The sequence below is a fragment of the Geminocystis sp. M7585_C2015_104 genome, from assembly GCA_015295805.1.
Taxonomy (GTDB): domain Bacteria; phylum Cyanobacteriota; class Cyanobacteriia; order Cyanobacteriales; family Cyanobacteriaceae; genus DVEF01.
In genome coordinates, this window is the sequence record DVEF01000052.1 from 22,319 (window position 1) to 39,774 (window position 17,456).

The window sequence follows — 17,456 nt, forward strand, 5'->3', positions numbered from 1 at the left end:
ACAATGGACTTAAACCTAGTACAGCTACAAAACTTCCTGGACAATCTCTCTTTTGTACTACTTTTTATCTCCATGTTGTGTTACTGGACAGGGGTGGCCTTCCCCCCTCTGCAACTGTTGCCAAAACTGGGTAGTATTACCACCACCGTCGCCAATATTACCATAGCCTTTTTACTACTGGCCCGGTGGATAGAAGGAGGTTATTTCCCCATCAGCAACCTATATGAGTCTCTTTTCTTCCTGGCATGGGGTTTAACTGCAGTACACCTAATGGCAGAGAGGATGTTGGCCAAAGAATATAGTCTATTGCCAGGAGTGGTGACAGCACCAGTGGGAATGGCCATCACCGCCTTTGCCACCCTGTCTTTACCCCCAGAAATGCAAAACAGTCAGCCGTTAGTGCCTGCCCTTAAATCCAATTGGCTGATGATGCATGTAAGTGTTATGATGTTGAGCTATGCTGCCTTAATGGTAGGCTCCCTTCTGGCCCTCACCTTTCTCATCCTCACCCACGGCAAGGAAGTGCCCCTGAGAGGCAGCTCAGTAGGGACAGGTGCTTACAGAAGTGTTAAAAAAAAATCTAGCCCCCATTCTGTAACGTTAGAAAACACAGAAGAAGTCACGGGAAATGGCCCTGTCACCAAAGTAGTATTAAGAGAGAAAACAGAAACACTATCCCCCGAGAGGTTGAGCCTGGCGGAGACTTTGGACAATATCAGTTATCGCATTATCGGTTTAGGATTCCCCCTACTAACCATTGGCATTATTTCCGGGGCGGTATGGGCCAATGAAGCATGGGGGTCATACTGGAGTTGGGACCCAAAAGAAACCTGGGCCTTAATCACATGGTTGGTGTTTGCCGCCTATCTACACGCCCGTATTACTAGGGGATGGCAGGGGAAAAAACCCGCTATCATCGCTTCCTGTGGTTTTTTTGTAGTTTGGATTTGTTACTTAGGAGTAAATCTGCTAGGAAGGGGATTACACTCCTACGGTTGGTTTTTCTAGGCAGGGGAAAAGGAAAATGGGCAAGCAGTTGAAAGTAGCCATCATAGGCACAGGATTTGGACAACAGGTGCATATTCCGGCCTTCAATGAGCACCCCCGCACTAGGGTGGTGGCTGTGTACAATCGTAGCCTAGAGGTAGCCAGACAAATAGCCGCCAAACACAATATCCCCTACGCCTTTGATGACATTGAAGCTATCTGCGGCTGTCCAGAGGTGGACATAGTAAGCATTGCCACCCCTCCCTTCCTCCGTTATGAGATAGCCAAAACCGCCCTCCACCATGACAAGCACCTTTTTTTAGAAAAGCCAGTTAACCTGAATGCCTATGAAACACGGGAGATATACCACATAGCCAACAGCAAGGGCAAAGCCGCAGTGGTAGACTTTGAATTCCGATTTGTGCCCCATTGGCAGTTGCTCCACCAATACCTGGAAATGGGGTATGTGGGGGATATTAGAATGGTGAAGGTGGATTGGTTAGTTCCTTCCCGTGCTAACCCACAAAGGCCTTGGGACTGGTATTCTGTTAAGGAGAAGGGGGGAGGGGTACTAGGAGCCATTGGTTCTCATGCCTTTGATTATATATACTGGCTATTTGGGGAAATTGCCACTATTAGCGCCTATTTAGGCAATGCTATCAAAAAAAGACCAGATCCGTTGGCCAACAACCAGTACAAGCCTGTCACCGCCGACGATATCTGTCTTATAACCTTGGAATTAAAATCCGGCACCCCTGTACAAGTCAACCTCAGTTCAGTAACATATCAAGGAAGGGGCCACTGGGTTGAAATATACGGCGACAAGGGCACACTGGTTCTAGGTAGTAGTAATCTTAAAGACTACATTCACGGGTTTAAACTTTTTGCCTCCCAGAATAACCAACCTCTAACTGAGATACCATTGCCCCCCTCCCTCGCCTTCTCTAAAACCTACGAGGATGGTAGAATTGCCCCTGTCATCAAAGTTATTGACCAGTTGGTAAAAAACATTGACAATCATCAGTCTTTCCCCCCCACCCTCAAAGAAGGCGTTTACTCCCAACTGCTTATGGATTTAACTCACCAGTCTCACAATCAAAAGGCTAGACTAAAAGTGCCCTCCCTAGAAGATTTTCTCTCTGGCAGGGAGTAAAATGTCGCCCACCCCTTGTCAACCCAACCTCAGATCCGTTATAATTGTAAACGCGCCGCGGGATAGAGCAGTCAGGTAGCTCGTCGGGCTCATAACCCGAAGGTCGATGGTTCAAATCCATCTCCCGCAATGGCCAGTTTCCCTTCTTCAACAGCTCCGCCTGTCTAACGTTATTGCAACATAATTTTAAATCGCTAAATCATCACCACTGTCCCCGTCTGTGGCGCATCATTTAGGGGATTGTCGGGGGGCGGAGGGACTTTTATGGCTGTTGTTATTGGGTGTTTTTAGAAGGAGTCTAAGGGCACGGGCATGGGGGGGATTCTGTCGGGGAGGATGTGAGATTTGTAACCCCAGGAGGGCCAGAAGATTCCAACGGTGTTACAGGTGGACAATTGTCAGCAGGGGGATAAAGGGAAAACAAAGAGGCTTCCTTTTATTTCATCTTGCCCAAAAAAAGGCCCAAAAAAAAATATGATGAATATAATCACTCCCCTTGTTTCAGCATTTCTAACCCCCCATATAGAATTCTATAAAAATTCTGGTTTTTATTGTTGGACCAATTGTACACTTTTAGTTCCCCCTGAAAGATTTGTGGTAAGTAAAAAACAATTCTAGTTGTTCAAGTAGAAAAGGCGAGAAGTTCAAAAATTCTAAAAATCCAAGAGTAAAATTTTTAGAAGAGAAGAAGCTAAGAGGTGAAAGCCGGCAAGCTAAGGCGGAAAAGAAGCTAAAAGTAGTACAATCACGGCAAAAACCCTCTGAATCCCCCAATAGCGTTGTTTGTGTTGTTTAATAAAATAAACCCAACAAAAAAAGCAGACGAAACTGGAAGAAAACGTAAGGGACAGTAGGGAAAACCTAGTCAAAAAATTTAGATAAAATGGTAGAATATAATCGCGGCACTACCAGGACAACATTGGGAGAAGAAAAAAGAGAGAAATAATGGTAGAATTGGCAGAATATGGGACGTGGTCCTCACCCATAACCTCCGATTTGATTGTAGCAGGGACTGTTGGTTTAAGTAGCCCATCTTTCCATGGGGAGAATATATACTGGTTGGAAAGTCGCCCCTTAGAAGGAGGCAGAAATGTCATTGTAAAATACTCCCCCGACGGCACAACAGAAGACGTGACACCATTCCCCTTCAATGTGCGCAGTCGAGTACATGAATACGGTGGAGGGGCATTTGTAGTATATAAGGACACTGTCTATTTTACCAATTTTCAAGACCAAAGGGTGTATGTACAAAAAATAGGGGAAAAACCACAACCCTTAACCCCAGAAAATAAATTGCGCTATGCCGACTTTTGTGTGGATACCCTCCGCAATAGGTTAATATGTGTAGCAGAAGCCCATTTTTCCTCCCCACCGGAGAATACCATAGTGGCTATTAGTCTGGATACAGGAAAAATTACCACCCTGAGTAGGGGCGCAGATTTTTACTCCTCCCCCCGTGTTTCCCCAGATGGTAGTAAATTGGCTTGGCTACAATGGAATCACCCCCATATGCCCTGGGATAGTACCTTTTTATGCCAAGGAGAATTCAATGGGCAAGGAGAGATTGAAAACATCAGGGTAATCGCCGGTGGAGACAACGAGTCTATATGTCAACCAGAATTTAGCCCCCAGGGTGTATTATACTTTAGCAGTGACCGTAGCCAGTGGTGGAATCTTTACCGTTGGCAAGGAGAGACAGTCAAAGCAGTTTACCCCCTGGAAGCAGAAATCGGCTACCCTCACTGGGTATTTGGGGAATCCGTATATGGGTTTAGTCACCAAGAGGAGATTATTTGTGCCTATACTCAAAGGGGATGTTGGTATCTGGCAAAAATCGACCTGTCTAGACAGCAATTCTACCCCATTAGTCTCCCCTTTACCACCATTAATTACCTAAGAGTAAAGGATAAGGAAATACTATTCATCGGCAGTGCCCCCCATCAACCATCAGCAGTTGTTAAAATGAACTTGGCACAAGGGGAGTACCATATACTAAAACAGTCTAGCAACCTGGACATAGACGAAGGATATATCTCTACCCCCCAAGCAATAGAATTCCCCACCAGTAACGGTAAGACTGCCCATGCTTGGTATTATCCCCCAAGGAACAAAGACTTTCAAGCCCCCGAAGGCACAAAACCCCCCCTGTTGGTAAAAAGCCATGGTGGACCCACAGCTATGACCTCCCCCGCCTATAATCTAAGAATACAATACTGGACTAGTCGCGGTTTTGCCCTGGTAGACGTTAACTATGGAGGTAGCACGGGGTATGGGCGACAATATAGGGAAAGACTATACGGGCAATGGGGTATAACAGATGTGGAAGACTGTGTCAATGCCGCCAAGTATCTGGTAGAAAAGGGATTGGTAGACGGCAACAAACTGGCCATTTCTGGTAGTAGTGCAGGGGGTTACACCACCCTTGCCGCCCTAACATTCCATGACACATTCAAAGCGGGCGCCAGCTACTACGGGGTAAGCGATTTAGAAATCCTAGCCCAGGATACCCACAAATTCGAGTCTCACTATCTGGATAAGCTGATAGGCAACTATCCCGAAGCCAAAGAAGTCTACAGGGCTAGATCCCCCTTATACCACATAGACAGACTATCCTGTCCTGTCATTTTCTTTCAGGGTTTAGAAGATAAAATTGTACCCCCCTCTCAAGCAGAGAGAATGTATCAGGCATTGAAACAAAAGGGGATTGACACTGAGTATATCACCTTCCCCGACGAACAACATGGTTTCAGAAAAGCAGAAAATATCAAAAAAGCCCTAGACAGTGAGTACTTTTTCTATATGAGGGTATTCGGGTTGCGGCCAACAGGAGTAAGATAAGAATAACTGTAATAATGGCACTGATGGGAAAATGAGTGGACTATTAGTGCGTGCTACATTTGTGTTATTAACGTTTCTGCCACCAACACTGCCAGTAAAGGCAGAGGGAGAAAATCCATTCCGGGTATGTATGCGACAACTGCAAGAAAGCGGGGTGACAGGTGAAAAAGCTCAAGTGGGATGTGCCACCTCCCTATCCCCCCAAGAATTCTCTGGTTGTGTGTCTAAAATCGTAGCTACCGGTATCCCCCCAGAAACCGCCCTAACCAGCTGTTATCAGGTTAGACGCCCTCTAGAAATGGCCAATTGTGTAGTTGATATAGATAAAAAAGTGCTACAGATAAGGGAGAGTGCAAAAGGGGGAGAAACACCATTACAACTAGCACTAAAAACCTGTCAGAGGAGTCTGTTGCCCAAAAGGCAGGCAGAATGCGTAATTGGCCTTGCAATCAGTGGTAGCAACCCCATGACGGCTATGGAAACCTGTATTAAAGCCCAAGATTTCCCAGATGCCCTTTTCCCCAGCGAAAAGCCTTAATGCACCGGGTGAGACTCTCCAATTCTAGGCTCTGTACCTGCTAAAATCCTCTCTATGTTACTACGGTGTCTAAGGATAACATACACACCGGCGAGTAAGGCAAAAGTTACATAGGGGGGGGAGGGTATAACAATCCAAGTAAGGATATTAACAGCAATGGCGGCAGCAATGGAACTTAGGGAAACTATACGGGAAATAGCTACCACTACCAGGAAAACAGAAAACGAGCCTAACCCCAACAGGGGATTGATGGACAACAGAATCCCAAAGCCAGTGGCTACCGACTTACCCCCCGTGAAATTCAACCAAATGGACTTACTATGCCCCACTACAGCTAGTAAGGCACATGTGACAGTTAACCAGTCTTGCCAAGAGGAGGGAATGGATTCTGGGTAAAACCGATACAATAACCTAACGGCTAATACCGCCAAGACTCCTTTCATTACGTCTACTACAAATACTACTAATGCCGGCCATTTGCCCAAATTCCTAAGTACATTTGTAGCACCAGTAGAACCCGAGCCGTATTGTCGGATGTCAATGCCTTTCAACCAACGGGCAATAAGATAACCGGTAGGGATGCTACCCAAAAGATAGGCCACCAGAAACAGCAGTAGACAAAGCAAAAAAGAAACAGTCATGGGCTAGAATACTAAGGGCGCACTTCCTCTGATTATATCCTATTGTTCCACTTCTATCTCCCATGGAGTTACTGGTTATAAGTAACGGGCATGGTGAAGATGCCATTGCCATAAGAATAATCCAGGCCCTGCAAAAAATCTCCCCTGACGCCCGGGTGTGGGGGTTGGCGATGGTTGGAGAGGGTTTTGCCTATGGACAAGCCCATATCCCCCTCATTGCTAGGGTTAAGTCTATGCCTTCCGGGGGATTCATCTACATGGATAAAAAGCACTTGTGGCAAGACATCCGTCAGGGATTATTAGCCTTGATTATATCCCAGTATAGGGCCACCAGGAAATGGGTACAAAAACACCCAGGGGGTATAATCCTGGCCGTCGGTGACATTCTTCCTCTTCTATTTGCCTGGCTTAGTGGTGCTAAGTACTACTTTGTTGGTACAGCCAAATCCGAGTATTACCTCAAAGACGAGGAGGGGTGGTTAGAAGAAACCCCTTGCTGGGAGAGGTGGTTTGACTCTGTTTACTACCCCTGGGAGCGTTGCCTTTTGAAGCATCCCCGTTGTATGGGGGCGTTTCCCCGTGATTCCTTCACTGCCTCTTCCCTTCGTCGCTATGGAATTAGGGTGTATGACTGTGGTAACCCTATGATGGATGGTCTAGATACAACAATACCCCATTATGACGACAATCTCCTTAAAATTCTACTATTACCCGGCTCTAGATTTCCCGAATCCCTCCATAATTGGCGTTTAATTCTCCTGGCCATCGACTCCCTCCTCCCCGACTTCCCCGTAGACTTACTATTTGTTGCGGCTATTGCCCCCTATTTACCCCTAAAGGATTTTACTGATATTCTTAAGGGATTTCAATGGTCGGAAGACGAAAAAACAGTAAATGTACCGCTTAACCCTGACGACAAAATAGTTTTTACTAAGAGAGGTAGACAACTGGTGGTAAGTCAAAACAGTTACACTCAGTGTCTACAATATTGTGACATGGCGATAGCAATGGCTGGCACTGCCACTGAACAATTTGTGGGTTTGGGCAAACCCGTAATTGCCTTCCCTGGCCGAGGTCCGCAATACAACTTGCAATTTGCCCGTAATCAGCGTCGACTTTTGGGTATCTCTCTCCAATTGGTAGATAATCCCCAACAAGTGAGGGAAAAAATATTACAATTATTGTCAGCACCAGACTTGTGGGAAATGATTGCTGCCAATGGCAAAAAAAGACTCGGACAGGGCGGTGCCTCCCAAAAAATTGCCACCATTTTATGTCAACATAGTGATTCTTAGGACCACTTGTAACTAGCTTCCAAAGACAATGGATGTACAAGAATTGATAGAAAGATATAACAGGGGGGAGACAGACTTTCAGAAGATTGAGCTAAGGGGGCAATTTATGGGTAATATTGATCTTCAGAGAATTAATCTGAAAGAAGCAGATTTGAGTGGTGTAACTTTCGTCGACTGTAAATTGATTGAGGCCAACCTAAAAGAAGCAAATTTGACTAAGGCAGTTGTAAAGGGAGACTTACAGGGGATAAACCTAATTCAGTCTCAACTGGTGGGAAGTGATTTTGAGGGTAGTAACTTAAGCGATGCCAGTTTGAGGAATGCTAATCTGAGTGAGGCTAACTTTAGTAATACCAGGCTAGTGTGCACCTTGTTACACGATGCAATTCTAAAAAAGGCTAATTTTAGCAATGCCACGATGATTAATTGTCTCCTCAGTCGTGCCAATCTGACAGATGCCAATTTACAAGGCGCCAATTTACAGGGTAGCAACCTTACTAATGCCATCTTGATCAATACTAACCTAGAGGGAGCTAACTTGTCCCTCTGTCAACTAAATGGGGTGAATGCTGTGGGAGTAAAGGCAGAAGGCGCCAACTTCAGCCATGCCAGTCTGGCAGGCGCCAATTTTGCTGGCGGGGTATTTCGTCGTGCCAATTTTTATGGCGCGCACATGGCTTGGTGTAGTCTAAGAATGGCGGATTTTTCCGAGGCAAATCTTGAAGAAGCCAACCTTTTGTGGTCTAATTTAACTCGTGCTAATTTAACAAAGGCTAGTCTCATTCGTGCTAATATCAGCCAGACTAATTTTGAAGGCGCCAATATCACTGATTTAATATTCAAATAATACAAGCGAGGGCTCATGACTGTAAGTCTTCCCCCCACTATCCCCCCTTTCACTGGAATGCCTGTTTTGTTATACCATACACCAGCTAAGTTGACTCCCCATTACTGGAAAACCTGTTTGACGATAATACAATACTCCCCCTCACAGTCTACATAAATTGACTTCCTTTTCCATAAGTTTGATTCCCTCAATAATTTTTTTGCCGGAAATCTACTACGTGAATTGGGCTATTTTCTGGAGACATTATAATATTACAGACTTAAACTCTAGAAAGTAAATTTCCCCCTGCAAAAACTCATTGCATAATGCATAAATTGATTCCCTTTGCCGGATGTATATAGTGAGCTCAAACAGTTTACCTTTTGTATTATGCTACACCCATCTGGTTTAGATATCTACCCCCCCTTCATTTTGCCTAACAGTAAAGAGTCTCCTCTGGTGTTACTCAAATTCCTTCTGTTTTTACACAAAGAAAACCTAATACCTCTTTTCCTATTAGATGGGGTTAAATTTCCCATAAATCCCCTAGTTTATACTCGTAAAGGTAAGGTTATTTCCGCTGTTGATGTTATAAAGCATTTTCAGCATAATCCTCCTGCTGTGCTGTTTTTCGGCTCCCATTTTCTGGTAAACATTTCCGGGGATTTTATTTTTGAATTTGGGGAGAAGGAATTGGAAACATTTTTACTGTTTACTCTTCATGGATTAATATTGGAAAACCAACGAGAAGAATACGAGTTTATCCCCTGGAAAAGTTGGCAGGGTTTAGACTTATACTTTTACGATGGGGGAGCATTATTTACAATAGTTTTGAAAGATGAACTACATGGTAAAATAATGACTATAACCTCTAGAATTTACAATTCTACTTCTGCGACTCTAGAGAACAACTTGCCCCTATTGTTGGGATATTTTGTCTTAAAAAAAATCTGGCATAGCACAAAAATGGGTGAGAGTTGGATGGGGGTTTTGGGAAACAACATTCTCTTTTTGAATAGCAAAATACTGTTATATATAGTAAACAATATCCTTCCCGACATTCAGCTTGGCAAGGAAGAATTGGGAATACTCATAGATTCGGTTTCAAGCTGGGGTGAAGGAGAATAAAATCCCCTTGACAGATAGACAAAAATAGAGGACAGTATAATTCCCAAATCCCTCGGCGGAGTAGAGAAACTTTCTGTTTTTTCCGTTTATTTTTGCAGCAACATACTAAGGTAGTACTTTTCTAGGCATTTCCTAAAATTGTGCCCGGCAATTATTGTTAACTCCGCCGGCCATTGTTTAAAAAGTTGTCTCGAAACCCCTATTATTAATCATGAGGGTAGAAGAGTTTTAAATTGATGGAAAGTCCACCATAAGCCGATAAAATCCCCCTGCATAAAATTGCTAATTGCCTTTAGATACCAAAACTCTTTTACCCCTGGTTGAATTGCTATCGCCTTGTCAATAGCCTTCTCCCCTTGTTTTCCACGCCAATCGTATAGGTAGAGGAAACTTAAATAGGCATGGTTGTAGGGGTTATCGGGATTTTCCTTTACCAACAAAAAGGCGGTTTTTATAGCTTGATTGACTTTTTGTTGTAATACTTGGGAGAGAAGAAGAGTGTAGAGATAATCCAGATTATTTTCCCGGGAAAGACGGTATGTTATTGTCTTTTCTGCCACAGACAGGTAATCTTGGATAGGGTCATATTGATTAATTCTACCTATTTCACTGAAAAGATGGCCAAACTCGTCAATACCCCTAGGCAAAATGGCTGCCAAAAGTCTTAACTGACTGACTAAGTCCAACTCTCTGTCGTGGGGGATAGTAGTTGAATTCTGCTTTATGCTAACTTTAATTTCCGGGATAGCAACGGGGTGTGTTTCTCCAGTCTTCTGGTGTAAATAGGTAACCCTTAGGGTATAATCCCCTTCCGGCATATTTTCGGGGATATACATTGCCATATTTTCTGTCAAAGAGAAGTCTTGACCAGGAGGCAAATTGCGGCTATTTTTATCATATAACTCCCCACAACCTAACCTGTGATCATGTATCCATTTTTTTTCGGGATTATCTACGGAAACCCAGTCTATAATCAGGATGCCATTTATAAGTTTATCCCAACTGCCAACCCACTGATAATTAACAGGAATAACCTCCCCTTTTCCAAACTCTCTTGGCAATAATACTCCTTCTAGTCTTAGCTGGCTTCCCCTAGTATCCAACATTTTTACCTCATTTTTTGGTTCAATACTGTGAAACAATCTTAACTCACTTCCATCCGGCAGATTCCAGGTATTTACCACCCGAAATTTTTCGCTTTTTTCTACTTTTTTAATCATTTCCCTTTGACTATCAGAAATTGGGCCTTGATAACCAGTCTTAGTAAGGAACCAATCCAGGGATTTAATGTCTTCGGAAATATATTTTTTCTTCACGCCCACCTCCCTCCCAAAAACCCGAAAGCCGGAAATAGCCCCATAGAAAGATATGTTATACTGATTGACCTCAGGAGTGGAAGGCAAAACACCTATATTTGTTTTCAAATAAGGGTTGTGGTTTATAACAGTTTCAACCACTTCTCGAGTCGCCCAAGGTTTGCCTCTGTAGGGGAAACGTTGCATTTTTGGACTCAATTTAGCAGTAACAAAACTCCATCCTATGGGGAAACTATTTAGAGTCATTAACACGATTAATACAACAGTTGTTAAAATCCTAATAGTCAGTTTACCCCGGCCTTTGTAACTATATATCAACGCTGAAATTACCAGACATCCTGCGGGTAACAGGGGTAATATGTAACGTATGTCCTTGTTGACATTTAGGGAGGATAGAAGGTAGCCACCCAGGAAAAACATCAACATCCATCCAAAAACCATTCCCTGTTTTTTGTTACAATATCCAGTGGTAATACTAATAATATTTCTAGAGTTGATGAGGCATTTTAAAAGCCAGTATGCTCCAAAGCCAAGGGAAATTATAAATAGAAATGATGAGAGAATATACGGTATACTTTCAGCATACAAGGTCCAGGCTTTTAAGGTGTTTAATGGTGGCTCATTTTCGACAATTGCTGAGTCAATGGTGGCCCTTTTGCCGGCGGTAAAAATAGTCAACCAATTGGTGCGATACCAGGGACAAAAAAATACAGCTGCCACAAGTAAACTAACAGTAAATTGGCACAGTTTAAGCCAAAGTTTGCAGATTATAGTGGAAAGAAAAACATAAATCATGGGGAAGAGGAGGAAGAAAAGAGAAGTCTGTTTCAGCAACAAGCATAAGCCAAGGGAGATGCCGAGAATAATACCCCAAAAGGCAGAATTCCCCACAGAGAAATACCAGTAACTGAGGGAGGTAAAGGCAAAAGTGACAAGAGATGCTAGAGGGAAATCTAGTAAAAACTCGCGTCGGTAATAGTATAAACCGGGGATAAGTTGGGAGAGGATGCAGGCAAATAAAGCCACTCTTTGGTTGAAAAACAATTTACCCAAAAAAAAGAGACTCACCAATAAGACAAAATTGAAAAGTGATAATACCAGACTGCCAGTATCAACACTTGCCCCAAATACAAAAAAGAAAAATGCCGTGATAATATACATACCAGGGGGCACTTTTTTAGAAAGAAGCCAAAAATCGCGCCACCAATCCCCATCCAGCCAGCGGGGGTTTTTCAATGCCTCCTGATACAACATGACACCATTAAGATATTCTGACTGATCCCATGCTGGTATGCTATTATCCAAGGCAAACCAGACTTGATCAAACAAAAAACTAAATCCCCATATGCCTACAAGACACACAAAAGTCCTAAGGTTGGGGGGGAAAGAGAAGGGAAATTTCATGTTGATAAAGGCAGGCATATTCAGTCAAATATCTAAAACATCCAGTAGCCATCAAAGACGTCTGGAAAAAGACATATCCTACTAGACACCTGGCATCAATAGAGTATTTTTGGAAAAAGAGTATATACCGTCAGACACCAGGTGGTAATGAAGGGTGTCTGTGGGAAGCAACATATCTTGTTAGACACTTAGTAGCCATCAGGAATGTCTAGGAAGAAAAGTATATACTGTTAGACGGCTAGCAGTAATCGAAGACGTCTGGGATAAAAGGTATACACTACTAGACACCCAGCCGCCGTCAAGGGTATATGACACCCAGTCAGCTGCCAGTGTATATCACCTGAAGACACCTTGCCGCCGCCAGGAGTATCCGGAGGAGTATACTGCCAGACACTTGATAGCAGTCAAATCCATTTAGATGCCTAGTCGCTGTCAGGAGTGTCTGGGAAGGAGAAGTTAATAACAAATCAAGGGTGTCCATGAGAATAAGATGTATACTGTTAGACAGCTAGTAGCCAATATACAGAGTAAACAGCATACCCTGTAATGGAGCTATTAAACAACTAGTAGCCATCAAGACTGTCTGGGAAGAGAGTATATACTGTTAGACAAGACAGCTAAAAGTCAGGGAGGCAACGGAAGGGGGTATACCCTATCAGACAACTTATAGTTGTTAGGGGTATCTGGAAAAAAGTCTATACTGTTTAGACATGGGATAAGTCAAGTCTTTTTAGAGAAAAAACTATATCTCCTCCCCCCGGTGGCAATCAAACATGTCTAGGGGAGAAAGTATATGCCACTAGACACCCTGCTGCCGTCGGGGGTGTGTGGAAAAAAGCATGTCTTGTCAGACAACATCCGGCAATAAAACTGGCGCAAAAAATGGAATCCCCCAGATAGGCAAAAAGGGTTAAGGCAAAAGTAGAAAAGAGGCAGTATTAATTCAGAAACCCCAACAAGGAGGAAAATATGAGAAGAAGATAAACACTTAAAGGGGTTTAACAGAAGGAAAGTTAACAGGCAGAATATAAGTCAATTTCCTCACATACATACTCCCTCTTGTCATTCCTTGTCATTATCCCCAATTTAACTACTCTGCCAGTCTATCCATCCCACACAAACTAACCATATGGATTTACAAACACTTCTATTACTCATCTCCCTCTGGTTGCATTATGCCAGTCTACTGTATTCAATAACTGACTATTGTCTTTTTACAATTTAGTTGTCTCGTATTGTCTACAATTACCCTTTTCCCCCTCTTTTAACCCAGTCTACTGTATGGAAATCTATCTCCCCCTCATCCCATTTCAATTGACTATCTGGATTTACTCCTTCCCCTTCCCCTTAGTTACCTTTCTTCTTCTGTTTTATCCTATCCCATCAACATACTAACTCCCTATATTCACACCATCTAATGACTCCATGTGATAGACTAGCTGTTCAGGTTGACAATGACTATTTTTGTATTCTTCTAGTCTGGTTGTCTCATATATACAATTATCCTCTTAGCCTTCTCCAATCCAGTTAATTCATACCTCTATCATTGTTGATACTTTTTTTTTATCGAGTTGTTTCATCTAATCCAACTAATCCCGCCATCAAGTCGTCACCCCCAGTCACACGTAAGCCTGTTGTCTGCATCCTCTTTTTTTCCTTCTTCTCCCCTCATTTATCTGGATTAATATCCTCCCCTTCTTTTCCCATCCTCTCACCCATGACTGTCTGATGGATATTTTCTCCTTGTATACTCCTATGTCTGGGTTGACAATTACTCCTTCTATCCCCCCACCAGTGGCTAGATATGTATTCTTTCCCTCTATTGAATCCAAAATCAAGCCACCAACTAAACTAACATTTCTATCTCCCTTTAACCAACTGTCTTAGGTATACACTCCTTCCTCTTTGTTTTCCCCCACAATAAACACCCCCTTTTTACTTTTCTGCTTTTCTGCTTTTCTGCTTTTCTGCTTTTCTACAACCGCACTAACATTTACCCCTTTATTCTACTCCCCCATAACCCATTATTGACCATCTGAATAGAAACTTCCCTTCTGTCTTCCCATTAACCAACTATCTGAATTAATAATCTCTCTTTTTGTCTACCCAACCATGTCTATTCTCCCTTTGTTTTCCTTACCACAGCCTCTGGATTGAAATTTCCCTTCTCAATATAAACCCCTCTAAATATAGAAAAGGTAAGTATAAATCCAAAAGTGGTATTGGAGGATAATTGTATTCAATAGGAGAATATGAAGTAATAGTGCCAATAAACTAACTAGCCTGAATAAGCCAAAAAAATATAAATCCAGAAGGCAGAATTATTTAAAAGTGGCAACTGGATTTGGGAGGGGAATAGAAATAATGAGATAAGTAGAGGAAATAGACTGGGGAGAGATAACAACAGAAGTGACCATAAGTGATTGACAGGAAATAGCAGGTGATAGTGTCAATCCAGAAGAAATTAGCTGGGTGGAATAACCCCAATAGGGTAGGTAAAAAAAGGAGTATAACAAAACAACTAGTCAAGCCGCCAGACTGCCGCGGGGAGAAAGGGGATATGAATCCAGAGGGTGAGTGGATTGAGAAAAGTCAGAAAGGCAACTGTTAATTCCAAACAACCTACAAATCTGCTTAAATAGACTTAGGCGTTGTGGAAAAAGGGATTTTTATATAGATAATCAAACTGGGGATTAGGAAGAGTCATCAATGTAAACCAATGAGTCGTATAAACAACTGGATTAGAGTATTAATAGGATTAAATATAAGCTCAAATAGACTATCAAAGTGGGGCAAAAAAGAGGAATAAATAAAGTATAATTTGTCGAATCGAGTGGTCAAAAGGGGGAAGGGTATATTGAAGAGAATTGGGAGTCTAGATGGTTGGTTTACATGAGACAGGGGAAGATGGCAAGAGGAAGTGTCAATCCAAGGGGTTGATTTGTGGAAAGCAACTGGATGAAAAGGGAGGTAAGAGGGGTGGTTGTATTATATAAAATGGAGTAACCGCCTTGGGAGTATATAACAAGAAAATTAGTGTTAATCCAGACTACAGGTTTATCAGGAGTGAATACATGAAAGGAGGTAACGGGAGTAGTTATAAGTCTAGGAGACTGATTTCTAGAAACCAACCATAAGAGGATAGATAAAATAGATAAACAGGAGTAATTGTAAAGGCAGGCTGCCGGTTTACAGGATAAATAATCAGACTGAGAGGAAACAACAACAGAGGTATACATCTACACGGAAAATATAGATGGTTGGGCAAGACAGAAAAAAGATAGAATACAGACAATCAAATGTCAGCTATACCAGCTAAGGTAGTCGGTTTAGAGAAATAAGAATAGGTTTACAGCAAAACGGCTGATTTATAGGAAGTGACTTCCTTTGGAAAAAGCAACAGCCGTAGGAAGGTAACAAGACTTAAAGAGTATAAATAGAGTGAGAAGCGGTATAAAAAAAGACAGTCAAAAAACAAAGGCAATCAAGTGGGGTAGACAGATACATGTGGAAGAAACAATGTAAATCTAGACGGCTGACTAATATAAGGAAAGGTATGATGCTAATTCAGACGTCTAATAAGACAATGGCAGTGGAGGCAGGCAAAAACAGTCGTTGTTATTTATAGCCAGTGTAGGTGGGGTGGTTAGACTGGGGGAATATACAAAGGGGGAATACAAGTCTAGACAAAAGGGTATAACTATTCCACACAGAAGGATATGGGGTGGAGTGACAACACTAGAGAAAACAAGAAGGGAAAATACTAATTTAGGCAGCTGATTTATGAAACTAGACAATTAGGCTTAAACCAGATTGGAATAGTTAGCGGGGGTGGTTTTAAATTCAGACGACTGGCTTTGGGAAGATATAAAGGATAAGTATCAGTTTAGACAAGAGGATACGACTATCAATAAATTGATTGGCTTAGGAAAAAAAGAATAATACAAACAACTTAAATTTGAGTGGGAGAAAAGTATATGGGGTAAAACAAGAGCTTATAAACCAAGACAACTGAGTCATATAATTTTACTAGGCTAAAAAGAATAAAAGAAATGGTTATCAATCCATATAGCCGGTTGAAGGGTAACTAGGGGAGAAAAAGACTGACATAGACGCATACACTACCAGCAATAAAACCGAAGTAGAAAATGAATACAGAAAAATGTGGAAATACAATCAGCAGAAGAAGGTGTCAACCCAAACCACCGGATATGTATGGGATAACCCTATTGGCGAGGAATAAAGATAACTAGAGTAGTTTTAAATTCGGACAATAGTTTATATGACATAACTGGGAGGGGAGAGGGATTAGACTGACGGGAAGGAAATTAGAGTGGTTGCAAACCCAGACGGCTAGTTTAGACGTGTCAATTATACTCAAAAAAGATGACAAGAGAAACTATAAATTGACTGGTCAGCTGGGGAAGAGATGGTAATAAACAATATAGACAGTTAAAGATGGGGCAAGATAATCAGACTTAAGAAGACAAAAAGAGAGAATATAAATCTAGGCTTTTGACTCACATAGAGTAATAGAGTAACTGGGAGAAAAGAGGTAAAAAAAGTAATTTTTTAAATACAAACGGCCAGTTTATATGAGATATGAATTGGGGAAGGCAACCAGATTAATCAGACTGGGGTAGAAAGAGAAAATACAAAAAGTGAGATAAATTGGAGGGAGTAAGGAAAGACGAAAAGGCGGGGTGTAAAAGCCACCAAGGGGTGGGGAATGAGAAAGAAAACAATCAGTAGTTGATGGGGGTAGTTGTTTAGAGAAGTTGTTTACAGTCAGTGGCAGCTTAACAAGAGGATTGGGGGGAAGATGAAGGGGGAGGAGGGGGAGAAAAAGAGGTGGATTGAGACTGAGACTGAGATTGAGACTGAGATTGAGACTGTAGGAGGGATTTAAGTCTCTCCTTCTCCCATAATAAACTTTGTTCTAATTGTTGCAACTCCTCCCTTCTAGTCTCAATTTCCAAACGCATCCTAGTTAAATCCTGACTTTGGGAAGTCAACTCCTGTCGCCATTTTTCCAGACGGGCTTGTTCCTCTGGAATGTTAATGTTATGATTACAATGGCCTTCCACTAGAAACTCCTTCAAGATACTCAAAACCCAGTCTCTTGCCGACTGACAACGCAAAATCTGATAATCCCTATTCAACTCCACCAGTAACAACAAACCCTCAGTAAAATTATCATCCTTTTCTAGGGGAAGATACTTGTTATCACATAAGGTCCATTGTAAACGAGACTCCTCCACTGCTAAAAGATGTAATTGTAACTTTCCCGTTTCTTTGTTTTTCACCACTTCAGCCAAATATAACATCGT

11 protein-coding genes, 1 tRNA gene and 1 pseudogene are annotated in these 17,456 nt (G+C 42.2%); 9 read left to right on the plus strand and 4 right to left on the minus strand.

Translation table 11 applies throughout. The annotated features are described in order from the left end of the window. Nucleotides 1-3 precede the first annotated feature (3 nt). From ccsB to IGQ44_05840, 5 genes are all read left to right on the plus strand, one after another. Complete coding sequence (ccsB, locus tag IGQ44_05820; protein ID HIK37489.1) at nt 4-1,008, plus strand: c-type cytochrome biogenesis protein CcsB; 1,005 nt, start codon at nt 4-6, stop codon at nt 1,006-1,008. 16 nt (nt 1,009-1,024) lie between these two features. Next, nucleotides 1,025-2,140, plus strand: a complete 1,116-nt coding sequence (locus IGQ44_05825; protein HIK37490.1) for a Gfo/Idh/MocA family oxidoreductase — start codon at nt 1,025-1,027, stop codon at nt 2,138-2,140. 56 nt (nt 2,141-2,196) lie between these two features. Further along, nucleotides 2,197-2,270 (plus strand) — tRNA-Met (locus IGQ44_05830). A gap of 815 nt (nt 2,271-3,085) precedes the next feature. Beyond that, complete coding sequence (locus IGQ44_05835) at nt 3,086-4,978, plus strand: S9 family peptidase (GenBank protein ID HIK37491.1); 1,893 nt, start codon at nt 3,086-3,088, stop codon at nt 4,976-4,978. Between the two features lie 31 nt (nt 4,979-5,009). Further along, the gene (locus tag IGQ44_05840; GenBank protein HIK37492.1) at nt 5,010-5,516 is read left to right on the plus strand and encodes a hypothetical protein; all 507 of its coding nucleotides are present in this window, start codon (nt 5,010-5,012) and stop codon (nt 5,514-5,516) included. Here IGQ44_05840 and plsY read toward each other — a convergent pair. After that, on the minus strand, nt 5,513-6,157 hold the full coding sequence (plsY, locus tag IGQ44_05845; GenBank protein HIK37493.1) for a glycerol-3-phosphate 1-O-acyltransferase PlsY: 645 nt from the start codon (nt 6,155-6,157) through the stop codon (nt 5,513-5,515). The two genes, IGQ44_05840 and plsY, sit on opposite strands and share 4 nt — an antisense overlap. A 62-nt stretch (nt 6,158-6,219) precedes the next feature. On the opposite strand from plsY, the gene IGQ44_05850 reads away from it, so the two are divergent. The 3 genes from IGQ44_05850 (at nt 6,220) to IGQ44_05860 (ending at nt 9,406) form a co-directional block, all read left to right on the plus strand. Continuing rightward, on the plus strand, nt 6,220-7,452 hold the full coding sequence (locus IGQ44_05850) for a hypothetical protein (protein HIK37494.1): 1,233 nt from the start codon (nt 6,220-6,222) through the stop codon (nt 7,450-7,452). Nucleotides 7,453-7,480: 28 nt separating this feature from the next. Further along, nucleotides 7,481-8,299, plus strand: coding sequence for a pentapeptide repeat-containing protein (locus IGQ44_05855; GenBank protein HIK37495.1), 819 nt, complete (start codon nt 7,481-7,483; stop codon nt 8,297-8,299). A gap of 369 nt (nt 8,300-8,668) precedes the next feature. Continuing rightward, on the plus strand, nt 8,669-9,406 hold the full coding sequence (locus tag IGQ44_05860) for a hypothetical protein (protein ID HIK37496.1): 738 nt from the start codon (nt 8,669-8,671) through the stop codon (nt 9,404-9,406). A gap of 209 nt (nt 9,407-9,615) precedes the next feature. Here IGQ44_05860 and IGQ44_05865 read toward each other — a convergent pair whose 3' ends face one another. Further along, nucleotides 9,616-12,051, minus strand: a complete 2,436-nt coding sequence (locus IGQ44_05865; protein ID HIK37497.1) for a glycosyltransferase family 39 protein — start codon at nt 12,049-12,051, stop codon at nt 9,616-9,618. 1,694 nt (nt 12,052-13,745) lie between these two features. Further along, a complete protein-coding gene (locus tag IGQ44_05870; GenBank protein ID HIK37498.1) occupies nt 13,746-13,964 on the minus strand; it encodes a hypothetical protein in 219 nt (72 codons plus the stop codon). A gap of 602 nt (nt 13,965-14,566) precedes the next feature. Between IGQ44_05870 and IGQ44_05875 the strand changes: the two genes are divergently transcribed. After that, on the plus strand, nt 14,567-14,737 hold the full coding sequence (locus tag IGQ44_05875; GenBank protein ID HIK37499.1) for a hypothetical protein: 171 nt from the start codon (nt 14,567-14,569) through the stop codon (nt 14,735-14,737). Between the two features lie 2,290 nt (nt 14,738-17,027). Here the strand turns inward: IGQ44_05875 and IGQ44_05880 are convergent. Beyond that, a pseudogene (locus tag IGQ44_05880) lies at nt 17,028-17,453 on the minus strand (hypothetical protein). Nucleotides 17,454-17,456: the final 3 nt, after the last annotated feature.